A 20,871-nucleotide genomic window follows, 5' to 3' on the forward strand; every position below is an offset into this window, starting at 1 on the left:
GTAAGAAAAGGAGCTGAAGATATATGGAATTTGAAGCGGTGATTGGTTTAGAAGTTCATGCTGAATTATCAACGGAAACCAAAATATATTGTGGATGTACCACAGAATTTGGTGGAAAGCCAAACTCTCATGTATGTCCTATATGTTTAGGACTTCCAGGGTCACTTCCACAATTAAATAAAAAAGTAGTAGAATATGCAATTAAGGCTGGGCTAGCTCTTAATTGTGATATAAATAATCTTTGTAGAATGGATAGAAAAAATTATTTCTATCCAGATTGTCCTAAAAGCTATCAGATTACTCAAGATGAAATTCCACTTTGTCACGATGGATATATTGAGATTGAATTAGCTAATGGAGAGAAAAAGAAGATAGGAATTCAAAGAATACATATAGAAGAAGATGCAGGAAAACTTCTTCACACTAAAGCTGGTACTTTAGTTGACTTTAATAGAGCAGGAGTTCCTTTAATTGAAATAGTTTCTAAGCCTGACATGAGAAGCCCAGAAGAAGCAACTCTTTATCTTCAAAAACTTAGAAGCATATTAGCCGCTATTGAAGTGTCTGATTGTAAGATGGAAGAGGGCTCTTTAAGATGTGATGGAAATATTTCCGTAATGGAAAAAGGCTCTAAGGAATTTGGAGTAAGATCTGAAATAAAGAACATGAACTCCTTTAAGGCTTTAGAAAAAGCACTTACTTATGAATATGGCAGACATGTTGAAGCTATAAACAATGGTGAAAAGTTAAGACAAGAAACAAGAAGATGGGACGAGGCAAATGGCGTAACTATAATGATGAGAAGCAAAGAGGCTTCTAATGATTATAGATATTTCCCAGAGGGAGATTTAGTTGCTATTAATGTAGCGGAGGAATGGATAGAAGAAATAAGAAAAACCATACCTGAATTGCCATACCAAAAGGAAGAAAGATTTGTAAGAGAGTATGGAATACCAAAATATGATGCTTCAGTACTTACTCTAACTAAAGAAATGGCTAACTTCTTTGAGGAAACTGCAAAATTAAGTGAAGATGCTAAGGCTTCATCTAATTGGTTAATGGGAGATATTTCGAGACTGTTAAATGAAAACTCTATGAAAGTTGAAGAGTTGAAAATTAAACCAGCTCAATTAGGAGAATTAATTAAGCTTATAAATGAAGGAACTATTTCAAATAACATAGGTAAAAAAGTTATAGAGGAAATGTTCCAGAGTGGAAAGGATCCTAAAGTTATAGTAGAAGAAAAGGGATTAGTTCAAAATAACGATGAGGGAGCTATATTAGAAGTGGTTAAAAAGGTTATAGAGAGCAATCCTCAATCTATAGAAGACTACAAAAATGGTAAGAAAAAAGCTATAGGTTTCTTAGTAGGAATTGTTATGAAAGAAACTAAAGGAAAAGCAAATCCTCAAATAGTTAATAAGCTTGTAAATGAAGAAGTAGGAAAACTTTAATATTTATATAAAAACCTTATGGTGAAAAATCCATAAGGTTTTTATATTTTAAAATAATTTGTTTTAAATTTTATTCTATGGGGAATAATTAAAAGAATAGTAAGTGGTAAGAAATTGCATACGGGAGAATTATATGAAAAAATACATAAGTTTTATAATAAGTATAGTCTTACTTTTAAATGGTTGTGTAGTGAGAAAGGAGAATAGAAGTTATGGAACGACTACAATAGTATATGGTGTAGAGAGTTTCCCTAAAGATTTAATTTTAATGGAAGATATAAAAAATAAATATAATTATTTACTTGCTAATTTATTTGAGGGTTTAGTTAAAAAAGATGATGAAGGAAATATTATTCCTGGGTTAGCTTATAAATGGGATATAAGTGAAGATGGAAGCAAATATACCTTTAAGATTAGGCATGATGCAAAATGGAGTGATGGAAATGAAATAACCTCTCGAGATTTTGTGTATTTCTTTTCGGAAATTCTAAAACAGGATGTAAAAAATACATTTAATTATCATTTAGATTATGTTAATGGAATAGAGGAATATAGAAAAGGGAATTTAAGTTTTGATGAAACAGGAATAAAAGAAATAGATAAAAACACTCTTGAGATAAATTTAAAATATCCTTGTTTATATCTGTTAGATATACTTTCTAGCCCTTTATATGCCCTTAGAAAGGTTAATTACACCCTTGTAAGCTGGAAGGAAGATTTTCAGTATATACTTTATTCTGGCGCCTATAAAATAAATAATTTTAATAATGATATGTTAGAACTAGGAGTAAATAAAAATTATTGGGATGGAGAAAACACAAAAAACTATAAAATAATAATACAAAATGAAGAGAGTGAAGAAGGCGTTTTAGCAGCTTTCGAAACTTCAAGAATAGATTTTTTCAAAATATATTCTACCTCTACTAATTACACTACGAAAGAAGATACCTATATACTACAAAAGAATTCATCTTTTAGTAAAGCGTTAGCCTTTAACTGCGAAAGTGAGAAGGTAAAAGACGTAGAATTAAGAAAAAATATATATAAAAGTATTGATAGGGAGTACTTAGGAAAAAGTGTGCTAAAAGATACTGCACTCCCTTGGGAGTACAGTAACCCTGTAGAAGTTTTAGAAAAAGAATATGACAATATAAATTTACAATTAATTTATGAAAAAAACAAATATAATTATGAGGTGGCAAGAGAAATAAAAACCTTAATAAAAGATAAGTTAAATATTAATTTAACTTTGATTCCTTTGGAAGGTTTGGAAATTGAAGAAAAACTAGAGAAGGGAAATTATGATTTAGCATTGATAGATATTATTAAAGAGTATGATAATTCACTTTCCTTTTATGAAAAGTTAAGTTCTTATAATGCATTTAATACTTTTAATTATAAAAATTCAAATTATGATGATATAATTAATAAGGTAAAAAAAACAGCAGATGAAGCTAAATATAAAGAATTTTTAAGAGAAGGCGAAAAAATATTAATAAAAGATATGCCTATAATCCCTTTGTTTTCTGAAAAAAATCTTATTTATACGAAAAACAATATTTATAACATATTTTTAGATTATGAAGGGAATATACTTTTTAATAATATTAGTTTTAACAATATGTAAAAGCTTCCCATTAGGTCTTTTGGGAAGCTTTTTTAGGTAAATCTTTTTTTTCGAAGTAAGCACATTTATGCTCTTTGCTTACACTGTTTGAAATGTTAGAAACATAATTGAAGGTACAATTGCCATCATAGCAATGAATACAGTTCTCAGAGCAATTTATGTTCATCATATTTTACCTCCTTTAGAATAAAGTAAAGGAAAATATCAACATTTGTATTAAACATATTATATGCAGTTATAAAAAATATATAGTGATAAAATTTTTACTTTAATGGGAACTAATATTATTTAAATATATTATATAGAAAAATGGTATAATATTTTCCTCGCTATAAAAGGAAGACTTTCCTTGCTTAAATGAGGTTTTTCTTTCACTATATTTAACATTTTTTATAAACACTGAAGCTAAATTTATGCTGTCACAGGAGGCTACATAAGAAGGTTTAAAATCACTTTCATCTAAAAGGTCTTCTGAGTTTAGTGAGAAGTTATTATATCTTTCTCTGTCAGATAAATTAGGAGCTTCAGGCCAACTTAATATTACCCCAGAGTTTAATAGTTGTTTTTTGTAAACGCTAGCTATAATAGGAGATAAGCTAGGTGAATCTGTATCTGAGTGCTGAGATGCTAATGTTAAAGATAATAAATATAAGCATATTTCCGTTGGTGAAAATTTTAATGGATCTTTTTCTTTAACTTTTATAAATATGCCTAATTCTTCATTGTAATATTTAAGTAGTTCCATATTTAATTTATCCATTATATCTTTATACCTAATAAATCCTGTATTCTTATATAAGAGGTAAGCGTTTATATAGCATAAACACAAATTTTCAACCTTTAATTGAGAGTTTAATTCTATATGATTAACATAATTTTCGTTAATCAATTCAAAAAGGTCTATCATTAACAAGTAAGCATCCTCATTTTTAGAATAATCGTAGAAAATATTAAGTCCTAAAGATAGTTTCAAAAGCTCTTCTGTAGATAGATGGTATAGTTCTTGCTTATACTCTAAAAACATTTTTAATATATCTAGAGAAAAGCTATTATAAGCTAACGTATCCTTAGAGTCATCAAACAGCGATGATTTATAAAATGCAGCCATTAACAAAGCTTGATCTGAAAATTTGAATTTATCATCTTTAGATTCTAAAACATAATCCTTTGAGGAAGGTTCTGTTAAGTCCGTTTTATTAATAAATACTCCTTCTTCATTTCTCATGTTACTAGCATAAAACTGAAGTTGATTTTTGCATATGTTGTTGTAAACTGTATAGTAAGAATATTTATTTTTGTCTATCTCCTCAAATTTTCTGTAGTATTCTCCAAGCTCCAACAAGGCTAAAGTCAAAAATGCATTAGTTCCTATATTGATTTCCTTTTTTATTTTATCATCTGCCCAGTATAATTTATCGTTGGTTTGTTTTAGCTTAGGGTTAGATTTTCTGTAGATTGATATTAGAGGATAAGTATTCTTTAATATTTCAATTTCTTCATCAGAGAGTTTTTTGCTTCTTAATTCTTTGGAATTCATAAGTACACCACATTTCGAGTTAAACAATATATCCTTTAGAGATTCCTTTGCAAGGTGAAATAATTGATTTTTTATATTTTCCTTGCTTAAAGTGTTTAATCTTAGAAATGGACCGATATATTTCAAACACAACACCTACTTAAAATTAATCCTTATATAAATAATATGATAAATATAAGAAAATAGTGCTTAAGAAAACTTTAAAAATAAAAAAAATATTATATAATTATAGTTAAAGTAGTTATATTCTTAATTATAGGATGGTGTAAAGAATGAAGAAATTAGTTATTGCAAGTAACAATAAAAATAAAATAAAAGAAATAAAAGAAATATTAGGAAGATTAAACATCCATGTTATTTCTTTAAATGAAGCGGGAATAGATATAGATGTTGAGGAAACTGGGGAAAGCTTTATTGAAAATTCATATATTAAAGCTAAGGCAATATTTAATTTAGTTAAAGATAAAGGTTATATGGTTTTAGCGGATGATTCAGGTTTATCAGTAGAAGCATTAGGGGGAGCTCCGGGGATATATTCAGCAAGGTTTGCAGGAGAACATGGAAATGACAAAAAGAATAATGAAAAATTGCTTAGAGAAATGAAAAATATGGAGAATAGAAAGGGAAAGTTTATTTGTGCTATGTCACTTATTATAGATGAAAATAACAGTATAAAAGTGCAAGGAGAGATTGAAGGAATTATATTAGAAGAGGAAAGAGGGAAAAATGGATTTGGATATGATCCGTTATTTTATTATCCTCAATATGAAGTAAGCTTTGGAGAAATGAACGGAGAACTTAAAAATAACATAAGTCATAGAAGAGAAGCTTTAAATATGTTAGAGAGGGAAATAAAAGATTATTTTCAGGAGGAATAAGAAGTGTTAATTGGAGTAATCAGTGATACTCATAGACATACTTGGATTTTAGATAGAGTTATGGAAAAGTTTGTAGATATAGATTTATTAGTTCACTTAGGAGATAATATACAAGACATAAAAGACATAAGTGAATTATATAAAGGAAAAATCGTTAATGTAAAAGGAAACTGTGATTATTCTAATACAGTTCCATTAGAGATTATTGAAGAAATAGAAGGAAATAAATTTTTCATAACGCATGGACATAATTATGATGTAAAGAATGGATTATCTAGATTAAAATATAAAGCTATGGAGTTAGATGCTAAAGTAGTACTATTTGGTCATACTCATATATCCCAGATTATATACGAGGAAGGAATATGGTTTATAAACCCGGGAAGTCCTGTACTTGCTAGGGATGGCTTTAATAGCGTTGCTTTAATACAGGTGGACAAAGATAAGATAAATGCTAGTATAAAAGCAATTAGATAAAAAAAAATAAAAAAAATTAAAATAGGTATTGACGTATTTAAATATATCGTGTAGAATAATCTATGTCGTCAGGAGTTAGTAAGCTTCCTGAAAACATATCGGGGTGTGGCGCAGATGGGAGCGCGCGTGGTTTGGGACCATGAGGTCGCAGGTTCAATCCCTGTCACCCCGACCATAAAACCCATGCGGGTGTAGCTCAATGGTAGAGTTCCAGCCTTCCAAGCTGGCTGTGAGAGTTCGATTCTCTTCACCCGCTCCAAATATGCGTCTTTAGCTCAGCTGGATAGAGCAACGCCCTTCTAAGGCGTGGGCCAGGAGTTCGAATCTCTTAAGACGCACCAGTTGTGGTGGATGTAGTTCAGCTGGTAGAGCGCCAGATTGTGATTCTGGTTGTCGAGGGTTCGAATCCCTTCATTCACCCCAGAATATAATATTGGGATGTCGCCAAGCGGTAAGGCACGGGACTTTGACTCCCGCATCCGTAGGTTCGAATCCTGCCATCCCAGCCAAAGTTGATTCACTAGCTCAGTCGGTAGAGCACCTGACTTTTAATCAGGTTGTCCGGGGTTCGATTCCCCGGTGAGTCACCAAATTTAAGTAATTTAATAAGTAGTTAGTTCATAGAAAATAGTAACAAATGTAAGCTAAAAAAATTCCGTCAGGAATTTTATCTGGTTTATACTGTATAACCTATTCTCTATACTATATATATGCAGGCGTGGCGGAATTGGCAGACGCACTAGACTTAGGATCTAGCGCCATCGGCGTGGGGGTTCGACTCCCTTCGCCTGCACCAAATTTGCGGGAGTGGCTCAGTGGTAGAGCGTCACCTTGCCAAGGTGAACGTCGCGAGTTCGAATCTCGTCTTCCGCTCCAAAGATATGCGGGTGTAGCTCAATGGTAGAGTTCCAGCCTTCCAAGCTGGCTGTGAGAGTTCGATTCTCTTCACCCGCTCCAATTGCGTCTTTAGCTCAGCTGGATAGAGCAACGCCCTTCTAAGGCGTGGGCCAGGAGTTCGAATCTCTTAAGACGCACCAAATTATGCGCCATTAGCTCAGTTGGTAGAGCACCTGACTCTTAATCAGGGTGTCCCGGGTTCGATCCCCTGATGGCGCACCACAAAGTGTGGACATAATATAATATAATTAAATATCGGGGTGTGGCGCAGATGGGAGCGCGCGTGGTTTGGGACCATGAGGTCGCAGGTTCAATCCCTGTCACCCCGACCACAAAACTTATGCGGGTGTAGCTCAATGGTAGAGTTCCAGCCTTCCAAGCTGGCTGTGAGAGTTCGATTCTCTTCACCCGCTCCAATTGCGTCTTTAGCTCAGCTGGATAGAGCAACGCCCTTCTAAGGCGTGGGCCAGGAGTTCGAATCTCTTAAGACGCACCAGATATGCGCTATTAGCTCAGTTGGTAGAGCACCTGACTCTTAATCAGGGTGTCCCGGGTTCGATCCCCTGATGGCGCACCAAAGGTTTTGGTGAATGTAGTTCAGTTGGTAGAGCGCCAGATTGTGATTCTGGTTGTCGAGGGTTCGAGTCCCTTCATTCACCCCATTGTTTATATGATTCACTAGCTCAGTCGGTAGAGCACCTGACTTTTAATCAGGTTGTCCGGGGTTCGATTCCCCGGTGAGTCACCAAATGCAGGCGTGGCGGAATTGGCAGACGCACTAGACTTAGGATCTAGCGCCATCGGCGTGGGGGTTCGACTCCCTTCGCCTGCACCAAATTTGCGGGAGTGGCTCAGTGGTAGAGCGTCACCTTGCCAAGGTGAACGTCGCGAGTTCGAATCTCGTCTTCCGCTCCAAAGATATGCGGGTGTAGCTCAATGGTAGAGTTCCAGCCTTCCAAGCTGGCTGTGAGAGTTCGATTCTCTTCACCCGCTCCAATTTAATATGATACCAGGGCTTAAGCGCCCATAGCTCAGCTGGATAGAGTTACGGACTTCGAATCCGGAGGTCACAGGTTCGACTCCTGTTGGGCGCACCAATGTTGATTCACAGAAATCTTCGATTTCGTCTTGAATCAGTACTCATCAGCTTTAGCTGAGGGGTTTCCATAATAATTAAGCATTACGTGTATAGGGTTGATATACAAAAGGCATTGCAAAACAATTAAGTTTTGCAATGCTTTGTTTTATATTAATCCTCGTAAATTTTTTATATAAAAAGGGGGACAAGTTATGGTTAAAAAGTTTGCTAAATATTATAAACCGCATATAGGGCTATTTGTTTTAGATATGGTATGTGCTTTCATAATTTCTATGACAGATTTGGTTTATCCAATGGTTACTAGAAAATTTATGAATGAAATAATACCAAATAAGCAAATAGAACTTATTTTTAAATTTGGAGTTGGTTTATTAGTACTTTATATTATAAGAATGATATTAGAGTATATAGTAGGATATTATGGTCATTTACTAGGAATAAGAATGGAATATGATATGAGAAAAGAAGTGTTTAGTCATATTCAAAAATTGCCTATTAGCTTTTTTGATAATACAAAGATAGGTAAAATCATGTCTCGTATAGTAAATGATTTAAATGAAATATCAGAACTTGCACATCACGGACCAGAAGATTTGTTTATTTCCATTGTAATGCTGTCAGGGTCATTTCTACTGTTACTGACAATAAACATTAAACTTACCTTAATTACTTTCTCTATAGTACCTTTCATGATTTTATTTACTATGTTATATAACTCAAAAATGAGAAGTAACTTTAGAAAGATGAGAGAAAGTTTGGCGGATGTCAATGCTAGTTTAGAAGATAGTATATCAGGAATAAGAGTAGTAAAATCCTTTACTAATGAAGAGTATGAAGAGGAAAAATTTGATTATGGAAATGAAACTTTTAAAGTTATAAGGGGACAATCCTTTAAATATTTAGGAACTTTTCATGGAGGAATTAACTTTTTTACTAATATAGCTACTCTTATAGCACTGGTTGCTGGTGGATATTTTGTTGCAACGAATCAAATACAAAATGGAGATTTAGTTGCTTACCTAATATATATAAATCAGTTTTTACAACCTATAAGAAAGCTTGCTAATTTTGTTGAACAATATCAAAAGGGAATGGCCGGGTTTAAAAGATTTGATGAGCTTATGGAAATAGAGCCAGATATAAAGGATAAAGAAGATGCTGTAGAAATAGAAAAAATAAAAGGAAGAGTTACTTTCCAAAATGTTACCTTTAGCTATGATGACAAAAATGAAGTGTTATCAGATGTTAATCTTCAAGTTAATCAAGGAGAAACTGTAGCAATTGTAGGTCCTTCTGGTGCTGGAAAAAGTACTCTTTGCAACTTGATACCTAGATTTTACGAAATAGATGGTGGCAGTATTAAAATAGATGATGTAGATATTAAGGATTTAAAACTTCATAATTTAAGAGGTAATATAGGAGTAGTTCAGCAGGATGTATTTTTATTTTCAGGTACTGTAAAGGAAAATATATTATATGGTAAATTAGATGCTACAAATGAAGAACTAATAAGTGCTGCTAAAGCAGCAAATGCTCACAATTTTATAATGGAATTACCTGATGGGTATGATACATATATAGGAGAAAGAGGAGTAAAATTATCTGGTGGACAAAAACAAAGAATATCTATTGCTAGAATGTTTTTGAAAAACCCTCCTATACTTATTTTAGATGAAGCCACGTCATCGTTAGATAATCAAAGTGAGGCTGTAATTCAAAGCTCTATAAATGAATTAGCTAAAAATAGAACTACTTTTATAATAGCTCATAGATTAGCTACGGTAAAAAGTGCAAAAAGAATTATAGTATTAACAGATAATGGAATAGAAGAGGAAGGTACCCATATTGAACTTATGGAGAAAAAAGGAGTTTATTATGGACTCTATAATTCGCAATTTGAATAAAATAGTCCTTGATTTTTGTAGAGATATGTTATATTATAATATTAACGAACGATAAAAAATAATTAAATGAAAATATTCGCACTCATATATGCTTAGTAATAAGGTCTAAGCGTTTCTACCAGGCTACCGAGAATGGCTTGTCTATGGGTGTTTATGAAGATATATTATTTTCTTGTAATGAATCTTTATAAACTCCCTTGTCGAAGAAACAAGGGAGTTTTTGTTTTTAGAAATAGAAAGGAAGATATTATGGAACTTTTAAAAGAAAGAATAAGAAAAGATGGAATAATTATAGAAGATAGAATCTTAAAAGTTGACAATTTTTTAAATCATCAATTAGATGTAGAACTTTTTAGTGAAATGGGCAAGGAATGGAAAAGAAGGTTTAAAGGTAAGAACATAAATAAGATAGTTACTGTGGAAAGTTCGGGGATAGCCATTGCATGCATTACAGCTCAACATTTTGGAAATATACCTGTAGTTTTTGCAAAAAAACAAAAACCAAATAGTATGGATGGAGAGCTATTTGAAGCCAGAGTTTATTCCTTCACAAAAGAACAAGAATGCTATATAAAGATTTCAAAGAATTATTTAAATGAAGATGATTGTGTGCTAATTATAGATGATTTTTTAGCCAGTGGAAGTGCTGTTGCTGGAATGATAGATATTTGTAAGCAAGCTAATTGTACTATAGCAGGAGTAGGAATTGTAATAGAAAAGAAATTCCAAGGAGGAAGAGAGTTAGTATTAAGTCAAGGTATTCAATTAGAGTCCTTAGCAATCCTTGAAGGTTTAAAAAATGGAGAAGTTATTTTTAGTAAATAATATATATTTTAAATATGAAGGGAGAAATTAAAAAATGAAGAAGTTTAAGGTATTTTCTTTATTAGTAATTTTTACAATGATAATTACTTTATTATCAGGTTGCGGAAGCAAGAAGGACGAAACTTCAAAAGACGGTAAAGGAGAAATTAAAGTAGGTTTTATATATGTAGGACCTATTGGAGATGGTGGATGGACCTATTCTCATAATGATGGAAGATTATATTTAGAAAAAGAATTAAATGTACCTACTATTTATAAAGAGTCAGTAAAAGAAGACACTGCAGAAGTTCAAAAAGTTGTTGAAGACATGATAAATCAAGGCGCTAACGTAATAATTGGAACTAGCTTTGGTTTTATGGAAGGTATGAAAAAACAAGCAGCTAAACATCCAAATGTTAAGTTTTTACACTGCTCAGGCTATGAAACAGCAGAAAATATGTCAAATTATTTTGGAAGAATATATCAAGCAAGATATCTTTCAGGTATAGTTGCTGGAATGAAAACAAAAACTAATAAAATAGGTTATGTAGCAGCATTCTCATTACCTGAAGTAGTTAGAGGAATAAATGCTTTTACTCTTGGAGTACAGTCTGTAAATCCAGAAGCTAAAGTGGCAGTAAAGTGGACAAACACTTGGTATGATCCAGTAAAAGAAAAAGAAGCAGCAAAGGCATTGTTATCTGAAGGTGCAGACGTTATAACTCAACACCAAGATACAACAGGACCACAACAGGCAGCAGAAGAAAAAGGAGCTTTCTCCATAGGATATAACACTGATATGAAAGATAAAGCACCTAAGGCTTACATGACAGCACCAATTTGGAATTGGGGACCATATTATGTTGAACAAGTTAAAGCTGTTCAAGCTGGAACTTGGAAATCAGAAAGTTATTGGAAGGGATTAGACGCAGGAATTGTTGCTCTTGCTCCATTAACTGAAAATGCTCCTGCTGGTGCAAAGGAAGCTGTAGAAAAGGTTCAAAAGGATATACTTGCAGGAACAAATAAAATATTTGTTGGACCTATAAAGGATCAAAGTGGAAATATAAAGGTTGAAAGCGGAAAAGTTATGAGCGATGAAGAACTATTACAGTTTAATTGGTTTGTACAAGGTGTAGAAGGACAAATAGAAAAATAATAGGAATAGGTGAGAGAATGGAAAGAAAAACCCCTTTCATTCAAATGGAAAATATAAGAAAAACCTTTGGAAAAGTGGTTGCTAATGATAATATAAATCTTTCGATATATGGCGGAGAAGTTCATGCTCTACTGGGAGAAAATGGTGCTGGTAAGAGCACTCTTATGAATATGCTGTCAGGGGTATATACCCCTGACAGCGGTTCTATTTATATCAAGGGTAAAAAAGTTGAGTTTTCTTCTCCTATGGATGCCATAAAAGCAGGTATCGGAATGATATATCAACATTTTAAACTAGTTGATAATATGACTGGAGAAGAAAATATTATACTAGGCAAAAAAAATGGTATATTTGTTAATTGGAAAAGTATTAGAAGTAAGATAAATGATATATGTAACAAATATGATATAGCCATAGATTTAAATAAAAAAGTACAGGATATGTCCGTTGGAGAAAAACAAATTATTGAAATATTAAAGGTTTTATATAGAGGTGCAAATATTTTAGTGTTAGATGAACCTACCACAGTTTTTACCCCTCTAGAGGTAGAAAAGCTCTTTAATATGATTAACAAAATGAAGGAAAATGGATGTGCTGTAGTATTTATATCTCATAAAATGGAAGAGGTTATGGCTATATGTGATAAGATTACAGTACTTAGAAAAGGAGAAGTTATTACCACCATAGATAAGAAAAATGCTAAGATAAAAATGCTTGCTGACCTTATGGTAGGTGAGAAGGTAGAATTAAGTATTAAAAAAGATAAAGTAGCTATAGGAAATGAAATTTTAAGAATTCATAATCTATCTTTATATAATGAGGATAAGGTAGAGGTTTTGAAAAAAATAAGTTTTAATATACACAGAGGGGAAGTTGTTGGCATAGCAGGTATTGCAGGAAGCGGTCAAAGGGAGCTTTGCGAAGCTATTGCTGGAATTATTCCTATAAAACAAGGTGAAATTTTTGTTGATGGTGAAAATATAGTTGGAAAGAATCCAAGAGAAATCATAGATAAAGGAGTAAGCATGAGCTTTATCCCAGAGGATAGATTAGGTATGGGATTAGTTGGTTCTATGGATATGGTGGATAATTTATTACTAAAAAGTTACCATTACCAAAAAGGTTTTTTAATAGACAAAAAAGAAACTATAGAAAAAGCAAATAGTATTAAAGAGGAATTAGATATAAAAACACCTGATATTTATCACCCTATAAAAGATCTTTCAGGAGGTAATATTCAAAAAATATTACTAGGTAGAGAGTTAGATATAAATCCTAGTTTGCTTATAATGGCGTATCCAGTAAGGGGATTAGACATCAACACTTGTTACACTATTTATAATCTTATAAATGAACAAAAGAAAAAGAATGTTGGAGTATTGTATATTGGTGAAGATTTAGACGTTTTAATAGAATTATGCGATAAAATTCTTGTTATGTGTAATGGAGAAATTAGAGGAGAACTTATGGGACATAATGTAACAAAAGAGGAAATAGGATTGCTAATGGGTGGAGCAACATTAGAAAGAGAGGAGATTGACGTTGTTTAGAGTAGTAAAAAGAAGTGATGTGTCCAGTAAAGAAGCTTTTGCTATAAGAGCTGTTTCTATTATTTTAGCTTTTATAACTATAGCACTATTTATAGGAATTATAGGTTTTAATCCTATAAAAGTGTATGTAAGTATGATTAAGGGAGCATTTGGTTCGGTTTATAGCTTTAAGCAAACTCTAATAAAAGCAATTCCTCTTTTAATTTCCGCACTTGGAATTTCTGTGGCTTTTAAGATGAAGTTTTGGAATATCGGTGGAGAAGGACAGATAGTAATGGGAGCTTTTTTATCCTCTTATTTTGCATTGAAATTCCCAGATTTAAATGGGTTTATACTTATGCCAATTATGATTTTAGCTGGGGTAGTGGGGGGAGCTATATGGGCTTTCATACCAGCAATTTTAAAGTGGAAATGGGATACTAATGAAACTATTGTAACTTTAATGATGAATTATATTGCTCTAAAATTTATAACTTATTTACAATATGGACCATGGAAGGATCCAAAGGCTCAGGGGTTTCCTAAGATACCTAACTTTAGTGACAATGCAATTTTGCCGGATTTCTTAGGAATTCATATTGGATGGATTATAGCTATTATTTTAACTATTATTATGTATGTGTTTATGACTCGCTCAAAAAAGGGATATGAAGTTGCTGTACTAGGTGAAAGCGTAAAAACTGCCCTTTATGCAGGAGTTAATATAAAGAAAACTATAATTATTGCTATGCTTTTAAGCGGAGGGTTATGTGGTTTAACTGGAATGATACAGGCCTCTGCTGTTAGTAACACCCTATCTGTAGAAGTATCAGGAGGAGTAGGATTTACTGCTATTATAATTGCATGGCTATCAAATTTAAATTCCTTTGCAATATTAATTGTATCTGTATTGTTTGCAGCATTACTTGAGGGAGCTAGCTTTATACAAACGGCCTATAATATACCTCAAGCAGTGGCTTTGATAATTCAATCCTCGGTATTGTTTTTTATATTAGGAAGTGAATTCTTTATTAATTATAAAGTATTTAGGAAAGTACATTCTCCCATAAAGGAGGGAAAATAACTATGGATACATTTATTTTGTTTTTAGAGGCTTCTATTGTAGCGGGAACTCCTTTATTATTTGGAACATTAGGGGAAATACTTTCAGAAAGAAGTGGTAACTTAAATTTAGGTGTAGAAGGTATGATGCTTATGGGAGCAGTTATTGGATTCCTTACAGGGTTAAAAACAGGCAATCCAATAATAGCAATGGTAGGAGCCATGGTAGCAGGAGCCTTTGGGGCTTTAATTTACGGCTTTCTTACTATAAGTTTAAGAGCAAATCAGGTTGTAGCGGGACTAGCTCTTACTATATTTGGAACGGGATTTTCAGGTTTTGTTGGAAAAAGTCTATCCGGAGAAGTTACCCCAGATAAGATTAAAAACTTTTTTAAACCTATATCTTTGCCTGTACTTGGAGATATACCTTTTATAGGTCAAGTTTTTTTTAAACAGGATCCCTTCATATATTTTGGATATATAGTAGCAATAATGCTAGGAATATATATATATAAGACCTCTAAGGGTTTAAATTTAAGATCCGTTGGAGAAGAGCCTAAATCCGCAGATGCTGCTGGAATTAATGTTACTCTTTATAAATATATTCATGTTTTACTAGGAGGAGCATTATGTGGATTAGGAGGAGCATACCTTTCTTTAGTATATGTACCTGCATGGCAAGAAAACGTAACTGCAGGAAGAGGATGGATAGCTGTTGCCCTAGTTATATTTGTAGCTTGGAACCCATACAAAGCATTGCTAGGTTCTTATTTATTCGGAGGTCTTGATATTATAGGTTTTAGACTTCAAGGCTCCAGTATACAAATCTCTCAGTATGTAATAGATATGTTTCCATATATAATTACAATATTAGTAATGGTTATGGTATCCATAAATAAAAACTCTAAAAATTCTCCACCTAAGGGGTTAGGGGTTTCTTATTTTAGAGAAGAGAGATAAAAAAATATTGACTATAAAGTAGAATAGTGATATTATTAGTGAAAGAAAAAAGAATATATGCCTTTAAAGTGGGTCCTGTGAGGCTCGAAAGGAAAGCGTTAGATAAAGCAAAATTTATCTATTGGTAATAGTGTATCTATGCCTTCCTTCAAGGAAGGCATTTTTTTATTATATGAAATTATGATAATAATTTCTTCATTAAAATAGCAAAGTAAATATATATAAATAAGAAAATGCATTGGAGTGAACTTAGCAATTCTTAGATATTTTTAGAGGTTTTCGTTAAAAAACCACATTGTCTGAGCAAAGCGAGTTATGTGGTTTTAGAAAATCGAATAAAAATATATCTAGAATTGTTTAGTGGAACGACACTCATAGAAGATTTATATATAGGTACACACTTTTAATTTAGTACAGAGAGACTAAAAAGGAGGAGTAAACATGTTAAAAGGAAGACATTTACTAGATCCTAGAGATCTTACAATTGAAGAAACTGATAATTTATTAGAACTTGCTGGAGATATATTCCTACAACCTGAAAAGTATTCAAAGCTTTGTGAGGGTAAGATTCTTGCTACTTTGTTTTATGAGCCAAGTACAAGAACTAGATTAAGCTTTGAAGCAGCTATGATGAGGCTAGGTGGAAAGGTTATTGGATTCTCTGAGGCAAGTTCTTCTTCTGTATCAAAAGGGGAAAGTATAGCAGATACTATAAGAACAATATCTTGTTATGCTGACATAGCAGTTATGAGACATCCAAAGGAAGGAGCACCTAAAATTGCATCCATGTATTCATCTATACCAGTAGTAAATGCAGGAGATGGTAGCCATCAACATCCAACTCAAACACTTACAGACTTAATGACAATTAAATCTTTAAAAGGCAGTTTATCAAACTTGACCGTTGGATTCTGTGGAGACTTAAAGTTTGGAAGAACGGTGCATTCACTGATTAAGTCCTTATCTCGATATGAGAATAATAAAATAATTTTAATATCACCGGAAGAATTAAGAATTCCAAATTATATAAGAAAAGAAGTATTGCAAAAAAATAATATTGAATTTATAGAAGTAGAAAATATAGAAGAGGTTATAGGTTCCTTAGATATCCTTTATATGACTAGAGTACAAAAAGAAAGATTTTTTAACGAGGAAGATTATATAAGATTAAAGGACAGTTATATACTAGACAGGGAAAAAATGAAAAAAGCCTCTGAAAACATGATAATATTACATCCATTACCAAGAGTTAATGAAATTAGTTATGAAATAGATGAAGATCCTAGAGCAGCGTATTTCTTACAAGCTAAGTACGGAATGTATGTAAGAATGGCACTTATCCTAAAACTTTTGGGGGTGATGTAATGTTAACTATAGCTAGTATAAAAAATGGTGTAGTTATAGACCACATTAAATCAGGTTATGGAATAAAAATTTATAATTATCTGAGACTTAACAAAGTAGACTATTCTGTGGCACTAATAATGAATGTATATAGTGAAAAGTTAGGTAAAAAGGATATTATAAAAATTGAAAATAATATAGATATAGACTTTACTGTGTTAGGATTAATAGATCCAAATATCACTATAAACATTATTCAAAATGAAAATATAAAAGAAAAGGTGAATCTTCATCTTCCAAGTAAGGTAGAAAGCATACTAAGATGCAAAAATCCAAGATGTGTAACTTCTATAGAAAAGTATATGCCACATGTATTTCATCTAACAGATGAGAGTAAAGGCGAGTATAAGTGTGAATACTGTGAAGAAATATTAAAAGTTGAGGTGGATTACCTATGGAACTTTTAATAAAGGGAGCAAGAGTTGTTGATTGGAGAGGAGATTTCTACGGAGATATTTATATAAAGAATGGGTTAATAAATGAAATAGGAGAAGACCTAAAGAAGGATTGTAAGGTTATAGATGGACAAGGAAAAGTTGTAATGCCAGCTTTTGTAGACCTCCATGTACACTTTAGAGAACCTGGGTTTACTTATAAAGAGGATATTGAAAGCGGAAGTAGAGCAGCAGTTCGGGGCGGATATACTGCAGTAAATTTAATGGCAAATACAAATCCTATATGCAGTAATATGGAAGTAGTAAATGAAGTAATTACTAGGGGAGAAAAAATAAATCTAGTAGATATTCATCAAACGGTTTCTATAACAAAGGATTTTGATGGAAAGACTATAAGTCACATAGATACATTAGAAGATAAGGTTAAGATAATGTCCGAAGATGGGAAAGAAGTGATGAATAGTAGCACAATGCTCAATGCAATGGTCAAAGCAAAGGATAAAAATATAATAGTAATGTGTCATTGCGAAAATGAAGAACTGGTAGCTTTAGATACAAGACTATCGGAAAATACTATGACATGGAGAAATATAGCTTTAGCTAAATATACAAAATGTCCAATTCATATAGCTCACGTAAGTACTAAGGAAGCAATGGAATATATAATAGATGCTAAAAAGGGCGGGTATGAAATAACTTGTGAAGTAGCTCCACATCATATTGCTCTTACAGATGAGGTAGAGTATAGAGTAAATCCGCCTATAAGGAAAGAAGAGGATGTTAACTTTTTAATAAAAGCTATACAAGATGGATGGGTAGATGCCATAGCTACAGACCATGCTCCTCACAGTCATGAAGATAAACTAAAGGGAGCACCGGGAATATCAGGAATAGAAACAGCTTTTTCTATATGCTACACAAAATTAGTAGTGGAAGAGGGGCTAAGTTTAAGCAAGCTATCAGAGATAATGTCCAAAAATCCTAGTAATATCATGGGATTAAATAAAGGAGAAATAAAAATCGGGTTAGAGGGAGATTTGGTTATAATAGATTTAGAAAAGGAAATTGAAATTCAGGGGAAAAAATTTATTTCAAAGGGTAAAAATACGCCTTTTGATGGAATGAAATTTAAGGGTCAAATATTAAAAACCATAAAGGGAGGAAGAATAGTATATGATTATAGATAAATTGTATGAGAGAGTAAAGGAAAAAGGGCATGTATGTGTAGGACTTGATACATCAATAGATTATCTTCCTAAAGAGTTTATAAATAAATGCGGGTCACAGGGAGAAGCCATATTAAGATTTAACCAAAGAATAATAGATGCAACCGATGATGTAGCAGCTTGTTTTAAAGTTCAAATTGCATATTACGAAGCTTTAGGTTTAGAAGGACTATTAGCCTATAAAAAAACCTTAGATTATCTTAAAAGCAAAGAAGCTATAATTATATCAGATATAAAAAGAGGAGACATTGCAGATACGGCAAAAATGTATGCTAAAGCTCACTTTGAAGGAGACTTTGAAACGGATTTTATAACTTTAAATCCTTACATGGGAATGGATAGTATAGAGCCTTACCTAGACTATGTAAAGGAGAAAGAAAAGGGACTTTTCGTCCTAGTTAGAACTTCCAACAAGGGAGCTAAAGATATAGAATACTTAGAAACAAAAGAAGATGGCAAGGTATATGAAGCTGTGGGGGAAAAAATAAATACCCTAGGAAAAGAGTATGTGGGTAAATATGGGTATAGCTCCATAGGAGGAGTAGTGGGATGTACTCACGTGGATGAAGCCATAAGCATGAGAAGCAAATTAAGCAATACCTTCTTTTTAATACCAGGATACGGTGCTCAAGGAGGAAAAGCTGAAGATGTGGCTCTATATTTAAAGGAAGGCAATGGAGGAGTTGTAAATTCTTCAAGAGGAATACTTTTAGCTTACAAAAAGGAAGAAGGAAACTTTGAACGTTTTGAGGACTACTCAAGGAAAGAAGCAATAAACATGAGAGATGCTATTCTAAAACATTGTAAGAAATAAAAAAGTAAAGGAGATAACCATGGAGTATAGAGAAGATAAGGTTTTATATAATAAGGAAATTTGTAGTGGTATATGGGAACTTAAAATTTCAGGAGATTTTAAAGGAGAACCTGGACAATTTTATATGTTAAGGGCTTGGGAAAATGAACCTTTACTTAGTAGGCCAATAAGTATTTACTCCATAGATGAAGAGGGAATAAGTTTCTTATATAAGATAGTAGGAAAAGGCACTGAGATATTAAAAAAGCTTCAAAAGGGAAATGAAATAAAGTTAACTGGGCCACTAGGCAATGGATTTTCTTTAGATAAGATAAAAGGAAAGGTAGCTTTAGTCGCAGGAGGAATTGGCATAGCGCCAATGTACTATCTAGCTCAAAAGTTAAATTTATGCGAAATTCATCTTTATGGAGGGTTTAAAGATGAATCATATTCTACAGAAAAGTTTTCTCCCTATGTGAAAAAGGTGTTAATAGCAACGGAAAGTGGGGAAGAAGGCGAAAAAGGATATATAACTGACTATGTAGATGTAGATAATTATGATGTGGTTATAAGCTGTGGACCAGAAATAATGATGAATAAGTTAGTTTCAAAGTGCAAAGAAAAAGATGTGACTATTTACGTATCAATGGAGAAGCACATGGCTTGTGGAGTGGGAGCATGCTTAGTGTGTACTTGCAAAACTAATGATGGTTATAAAAGAGCCTGCAAAGAAGGACCAGTATTTTTAGGAGAGGAGCTTAGGGAATAGTATGATGGTGAATATATGTGGTGTAGAATTTAAGAACCCTGTTATAGCAGCCTCTGGAACCTTTGGATTTGGAGAAGAGTACAATGGATTTTACCCTGTAAGTAAGCTGGGTGGAATAAGTACAAAGGGATTAACCATTAATAAGAAAAATGGAAATGATGGTTTGAGGGTATATGAAACCACAGGGGGAATGTTAAACAGTGTAGGACTACAAAATCCCGGGGTGGAAGACTTTATAAAATATGAATATCCTAAAATGAAAAAGTTAAATACGGTAATACTTGCAAATCTAGGCGGAGGAACAATAGAGGATTATTTAAAAGGAGTAGAGCTTTTAAATAAAACAGAAGTGGATATGATTGAATTAAATATATCTTGCCCTAATGTAAAAGAAGGGGGCATGGCATTTGGTATAAAATCAAAAGTTGCTTACGAAGTAGTTAAAGAAGTTAAAAATATATGCAATAAGCCTCTTATGGTAAAATTATCCCCTAACGCAGAAGATATTGTAGACATGGCCTATAAGTGCTGCGAAGGGGGAGCGGATGGCTTATCATTAGTTAATACCTTCAAAGCCATGGCTATAGATATACATGATAAGAAACCAGTATTTAAAAACATAACAGCAGGACTTTCTGGGCCGGCTATAAAACCAATTGCACTTAGAATGGTCTATGAAGTTTGTAAAGCGGTAGATGTACCAGTGATAGGCCTAGGTGGCATAATGAATTGGCAAGATGCTATAGAGTTTATCATGGCAGGAGCTTCAGCCATACAAATAGGTACAGTAAATTTTATAAACCCTAGAGGGGGCATAGAAATTGTAGATGGTATAGAAAATTATATGAAAGCTCAAGGAATTAAAAGTTTAGAAGAAATAAGAGGAATAATTTAGGA

18 protein-coding genes, 21 tRNA genes and 1 riboswitch are annotated in these 20,871 nt (G+C 32.8%); of the genes, 37 read left to right on the forward strand and 2 right to left on the reverse strand.

Annotation, left to right across the window (positions count from 1 at the left end; translation table 11 throughout):
• The first annotated feature begins 23 nt into the window (after window positions 1-23).
• Together gatB and ABDZ69_RS01970 are read left to right on the forward strand one after the other, a co-directional pair.
• Complete coding sequence (gene gatB / locus ABDZ69_RS01965) at window positions 24-1,454, forward strand: Asp-tRNA(Asn)/Glu-tRNA(Gln) amidotransferase subunit GatB (protein ID WP_343765960.1); 1,431 nt, start codon at window positions 24-26, stop codon at window positions 1,452-1,454.
• Between the two features lie 133 nt (window positions 1,455-1,587).
• Window positions 1,588-3,081, forward strand: a complete 1,494-nt coding sequence (locus ABDZ69_RS01970) for a peptide ABC transporter substrate-binding protein (RefSeq protein WP_343765962.1) — start codon at window positions 1,588-1,590, stop codon at window positions 3,079-3,081.
• Between the two features lie 10 nt (window positions 3,082-3,091).
• Here ABDZ69_RS01970 and ABDZ69_RS01975 read toward each other — a convergent pair whose 3' ends face one another.
• Both ABDZ69_RS01975 and ABDZ69_RS01980 read right to left on the reverse strand, forming a co-directional pair.
• Complete coding sequence (locus tag ABDZ69_RS01975; protein ID WP_343765965.1) at window positions 3,092-3,250, reverse strand: hydroxymyristoyl-ACP dehydratase; 159 nt, start codon at window positions 3,248-3,250, stop codon at window positions 3,092-3,094.
• Window positions 3,251-3,349: 99 nt separating this feature from the next.
• The gene (locus ABDZ69_RS01980) at window positions 3,350-4,744 is read right to left on the reverse strand and encodes a hypothetical protein (RefSeq protein ID WP_343765967.1); all 1,395 of its coding nucleotides are present in this window, start codon (window positions 4,742-4,744) and stop codon (window positions 3,350-3,352) included.
• A 146-nt stretch (window positions 4,745-4,890) separates the two neighbouring features.
• Between ABDZ69_RS01980 and ABDZ69_RS01985 the strand changes: the two genes are divergently transcribed.
• The 35 genes from ABDZ69_RS01985 (at window position 4,891) to ABDZ69_RS02155 (ending at window position 20,869) form a co-directional block, all read left to right on the forward strand.
• Window positions 4,891-5,496: an XTP/dITP diphosphatase gene (locus tag ABDZ69_RS01985; RefSeq protein ID WP_343765969.1), complete on the forward strand. Its 606-nt coding sequence runs from the start codon at window positions 4,891-4,893 to the stop codon at window positions 5,494-5,496.
• A 3-nt stretch (window positions 5,497-5,499) separates the two neighbouring features.
• Window positions 5,500-5,973, forward strand: a complete 474-nt coding sequence (locus ABDZ69_RS01990; protein ID WP_343765971.1) for a metallophosphoesterase family protein — start codon at window positions 5,500-5,502, stop codon at window positions 5,971-5,973.
• A 99-nt stretch (window positions 5,974-6,072) separates the two neighbouring features.
• A tRNA-Pro gene (locus ABDZ69_RS01995) sits at window positions 6,073-6,148 on the forward strand.
• A gap of 10 nt (window positions 6,149-6,158) precedes the next feature.
• Window positions 6,159-6,232 (forward strand) — tRNA-Gly (locus tag ABDZ69_RS02000).
• Between the two features lie 5 nt (window positions 6,233-6,237).
• Window positions 6,238-6,314, forward strand: a tRNA-Arg gene (locus ABDZ69_RS02005).
• A 6-nt stretch (window positions 6,315-6,320) separates the two neighbouring features.
• Window positions 6,321-6,396 (forward strand) — tRNA-His (locus tag ABDZ69_RS02010).
• 11 nt (window positions 6,397-6,407) lie between these two features.
• A tRNA-Gln gene (locus ABDZ69_RS02015) sits at window positions 6,408-6,482 on the forward strand.
• Window positions 6,483-6,487: 5 nt separating this feature from the next.
• Window positions 6,488-6,563, forward strand: a tRNA-Lys gene (locus ABDZ69_RS02020).
• Between the two features lie 122 nt (window positions 6,564-6,685).
• Window positions 6,686-6,769 (forward strand) — tRNA-Leu (locus ABDZ69_RS02025).
• 5 nt (window positions 6,770-6,774) lie between these two features.
• Window positions 6,775-6,849 (forward strand) — tRNA-Gly (locus ABDZ69_RS02030).
• Between the two features lie 7 nt (window positions 6,850-6,856).
• Window positions 6,857-6,930 (forward strand) — tRNA-Gly (locus ABDZ69_RS02035).
• 3 nt (window positions 6,931-6,933) lie between these two features.
• Window positions 6,934-7,010, forward strand: a tRNA-Arg gene (locus tag ABDZ69_RS02040).
• Between the two features lie 6 nt (window positions 7,011-7,016).
• Window positions 7,017-7,092 (forward strand) — tRNA-Lys (locus tag ABDZ69_RS02045).
• Between the two features lie 34 nt (window positions 7,093-7,126).
• Window positions 7,127-7,202, forward strand: a tRNA-Pro gene (locus ABDZ69_RS02050).
• Between the two features lie 10 nt (window positions 7,203-7,212).
• Window positions 7,213-7,286 (forward strand) — tRNA-Gly (locus ABDZ69_RS02055).
• Window positions 7,287-7,289: 3 nt separating this feature from the next.
• A tRNA-Arg gene (locus tag ABDZ69_RS02060) sits at window positions 7,290-7,366 on the forward strand.
• A gap of 5 nt (window positions 7,367-7,371) precedes the next feature.
• Window positions 7,372-7,447, forward strand: a tRNA-Lys gene (locus ABDZ69_RS02065).
• Window positions 7,448-7,456: 9 nt separating this feature from the next.
• Window positions 7,457-7,532: transfer RNA gene (locus ABDZ69_RS02070), tRNA-His, on the forward strand.
• A 10-nt stretch (window positions 7,533-7,542) separates the two neighbouring features.
• Window positions 7,543-7,618, forward strand: a tRNA-Lys gene (locus tag ABDZ69_RS02075).
• A gap of 3 nt (window positions 7,619-7,621) precedes the next feature.
• Window positions 7,622-7,705, forward strand: a tRNA-Leu gene (locus tag ABDZ69_RS02080).
• A gap of 5 nt (window positions 7,706-7,710) precedes the next feature.
• Window positions 7,711-7,785 (forward strand) — tRNA-Gly (locus tag ABDZ69_RS02085).
• 7 nt (window positions 7,786-7,792) lie between these two features.
• Window positions 7,793-7,866, forward strand: a tRNA-Gly gene (locus tag ABDZ69_RS02090).
• A 24-nt stretch (window positions 7,867-7,890) separates the two neighbouring features.
• A tRNA-Arg gene (locus ABDZ69_RS02095) sits at window positions 7,891-7,967 on the forward strand.
• Window positions 7,968-8,160: 193 nt separating this feature from the next.
• Window positions 8,161-9,873 carry an ABC transporter ATP-binding protein gene (locus tag ABDZ69_RS02100; RefSeq protein ID WP_343765973.1) on the forward strand — a complete coding sequence of 571 codons (1,713 nt, stop codon included), beginning with the start codon at window positions 8,161-8,163 and terminating at the stop codon, window positions 9,871-9,873.
• A gap of 62 nt (window positions 9,874-9,935) precedes the next feature.
• A riboswitch (purine riboswitch) is annotated at window positions 9,936-10,037 on the forward strand.
• A gap of 85 nt (window positions 10,038-10,122) precedes the next feature.
• The gene (locus ABDZ69_RS02105) at window positions 10,123-10,698 is read left to right on the forward strand and encodes a xanthine phosphoribosyltransferase (protein WP_343769552.1); all 576 of its coding nucleotides are present in this window, start codon (window positions 10,123-10,125) and stop codon (window positions 10,696-10,698) included.
• Window positions 10,699-10,732: 34 nt separating this feature from the next.
• Window positions 10,733-11,836: a BMP family ABC transporter substrate-binding protein gene (locus ABDZ69_RS02110; RefSeq protein WP_343765975.1), complete on the forward strand. Its 1,104-nt coding sequence runs from the start codon at window positions 10,733-10,735 to the stop codon at window positions 11,834-11,836.
• Window positions 11,837-11,853: 17 nt separating this feature from the next.
• A complete protein-coding gene (locus tag ABDZ69_RS02115; protein ID WP_343765977.1) occupies window positions 11,854-13,386 on the forward strand; it encodes an ABC transporter ATP-binding protein in 1,533 nt (510 codons plus the stop codon).
• Window positions 13,379-14,449, forward strand: coding sequence for an ABC transporter permease (locus ABDZ69_RS02120; RefSeq protein WP_343769553.1), 1,071 nt, complete (start codon window positions 13,379-13,381; stop codon window positions 14,447-14,449). Before ABDZ69_RS02115 ends, ABDZ69_RS02120 begins: the two co-directional genes overlap by 8 nt.
• Before the next feature lie 2 nt (window positions 14,450-14,451).
• The gene (locus ABDZ69_RS02125; RefSeq protein ID WP_343765979.1) at window positions 14,452-15,387 is read left to right on the forward strand and encodes an ABC transporter permease; all 936 of its coding nucleotides are present in this window, start codon (window positions 14,452-14,454) and stop codon (window positions 15,385-15,387) included.
• A 441-nt stretch (window positions 15,388-15,828) separates the two neighbouring features.
• A complete protein-coding gene (gene pyrB / locus ABDZ69_RS02130) occupies window positions 15,829-16,752 on the forward strand; it encodes an aspartate carbamoyltransferase (RefSeq protein ID WP_343765982.1) in 924 nt (307 codons plus the stop codon).
• Complete coding sequence (locus ABDZ69_RS02135; RefSeq protein WP_343765984.1) at window positions 16,752-17,198, forward strand: aspartate carbamoyltransferase regulatory subunit; 447 nt, start codon at window positions 16,752-16,754, stop codon at window positions 17,196-17,198. Before pyrB ends, ABDZ69_RS02135 begins: the two co-directional genes overlap by 1 nt.
• A complete protein-coding gene (locus ABDZ69_RS02140; RefSeq protein WP_343765987.1) occupies window positions 17,186-18,373 on the forward strand; it encodes a dihydroorotase in 1,188 nt (395 codons plus the stop codon). Before ABDZ69_RS02135 ends, ABDZ69_RS02140 begins: the two co-directional genes overlap by 13 nt.
• Window positions 18,360-19,226, forward strand: coding sequence for an orotidine-5'-phosphate decarboxylase (gene pyrF / locus ABDZ69_RS02145; protein ID WP_343765990.1), 867 nt, complete (start codon window positions 18,360-18,362; stop codon window positions 19,224-19,226). Before ABDZ69_RS02140 ends, pyrF begins: the two co-directional genes overlap by 14 nt.
• 13 nt (window positions 19,227-19,239) lie before the next feature.
• A complete protein-coding gene (locus ABDZ69_RS02150; RefSeq protein WP_343769554.1) occupies window positions 19,240-19,974 on the forward strand; it encodes a dihydroorotate dehydrogenase electron transfer subunit in 735 nt (244 codons plus the stop codon).
• A gap of 1 nt (window position 19,975) precedes the next feature.
• Window positions 19,976-20,869: a dihydroorotate dehydrogenase gene (locus ABDZ69_RS02155; RefSeq protein WP_343765993.1), complete on the forward strand. Its 894-nt coding sequence runs from the start codon at window positions 19,976-19,978 to the stop codon at window positions 20,867-20,869.
• The last annotated feature ends 2 nt before the right edge of the window (window positions 20,870-20,871 follow it).

This window comes from Clostridium malenominatum (genome assembly GCF_039521365.1).
Taxonomy (GTDB): domain Bacteria; phylum Bacillota; class Clostridia; order Clostridiales; family Clostridiaceae; genus Clostridium_AW; species Clostridium_AW malenominatum.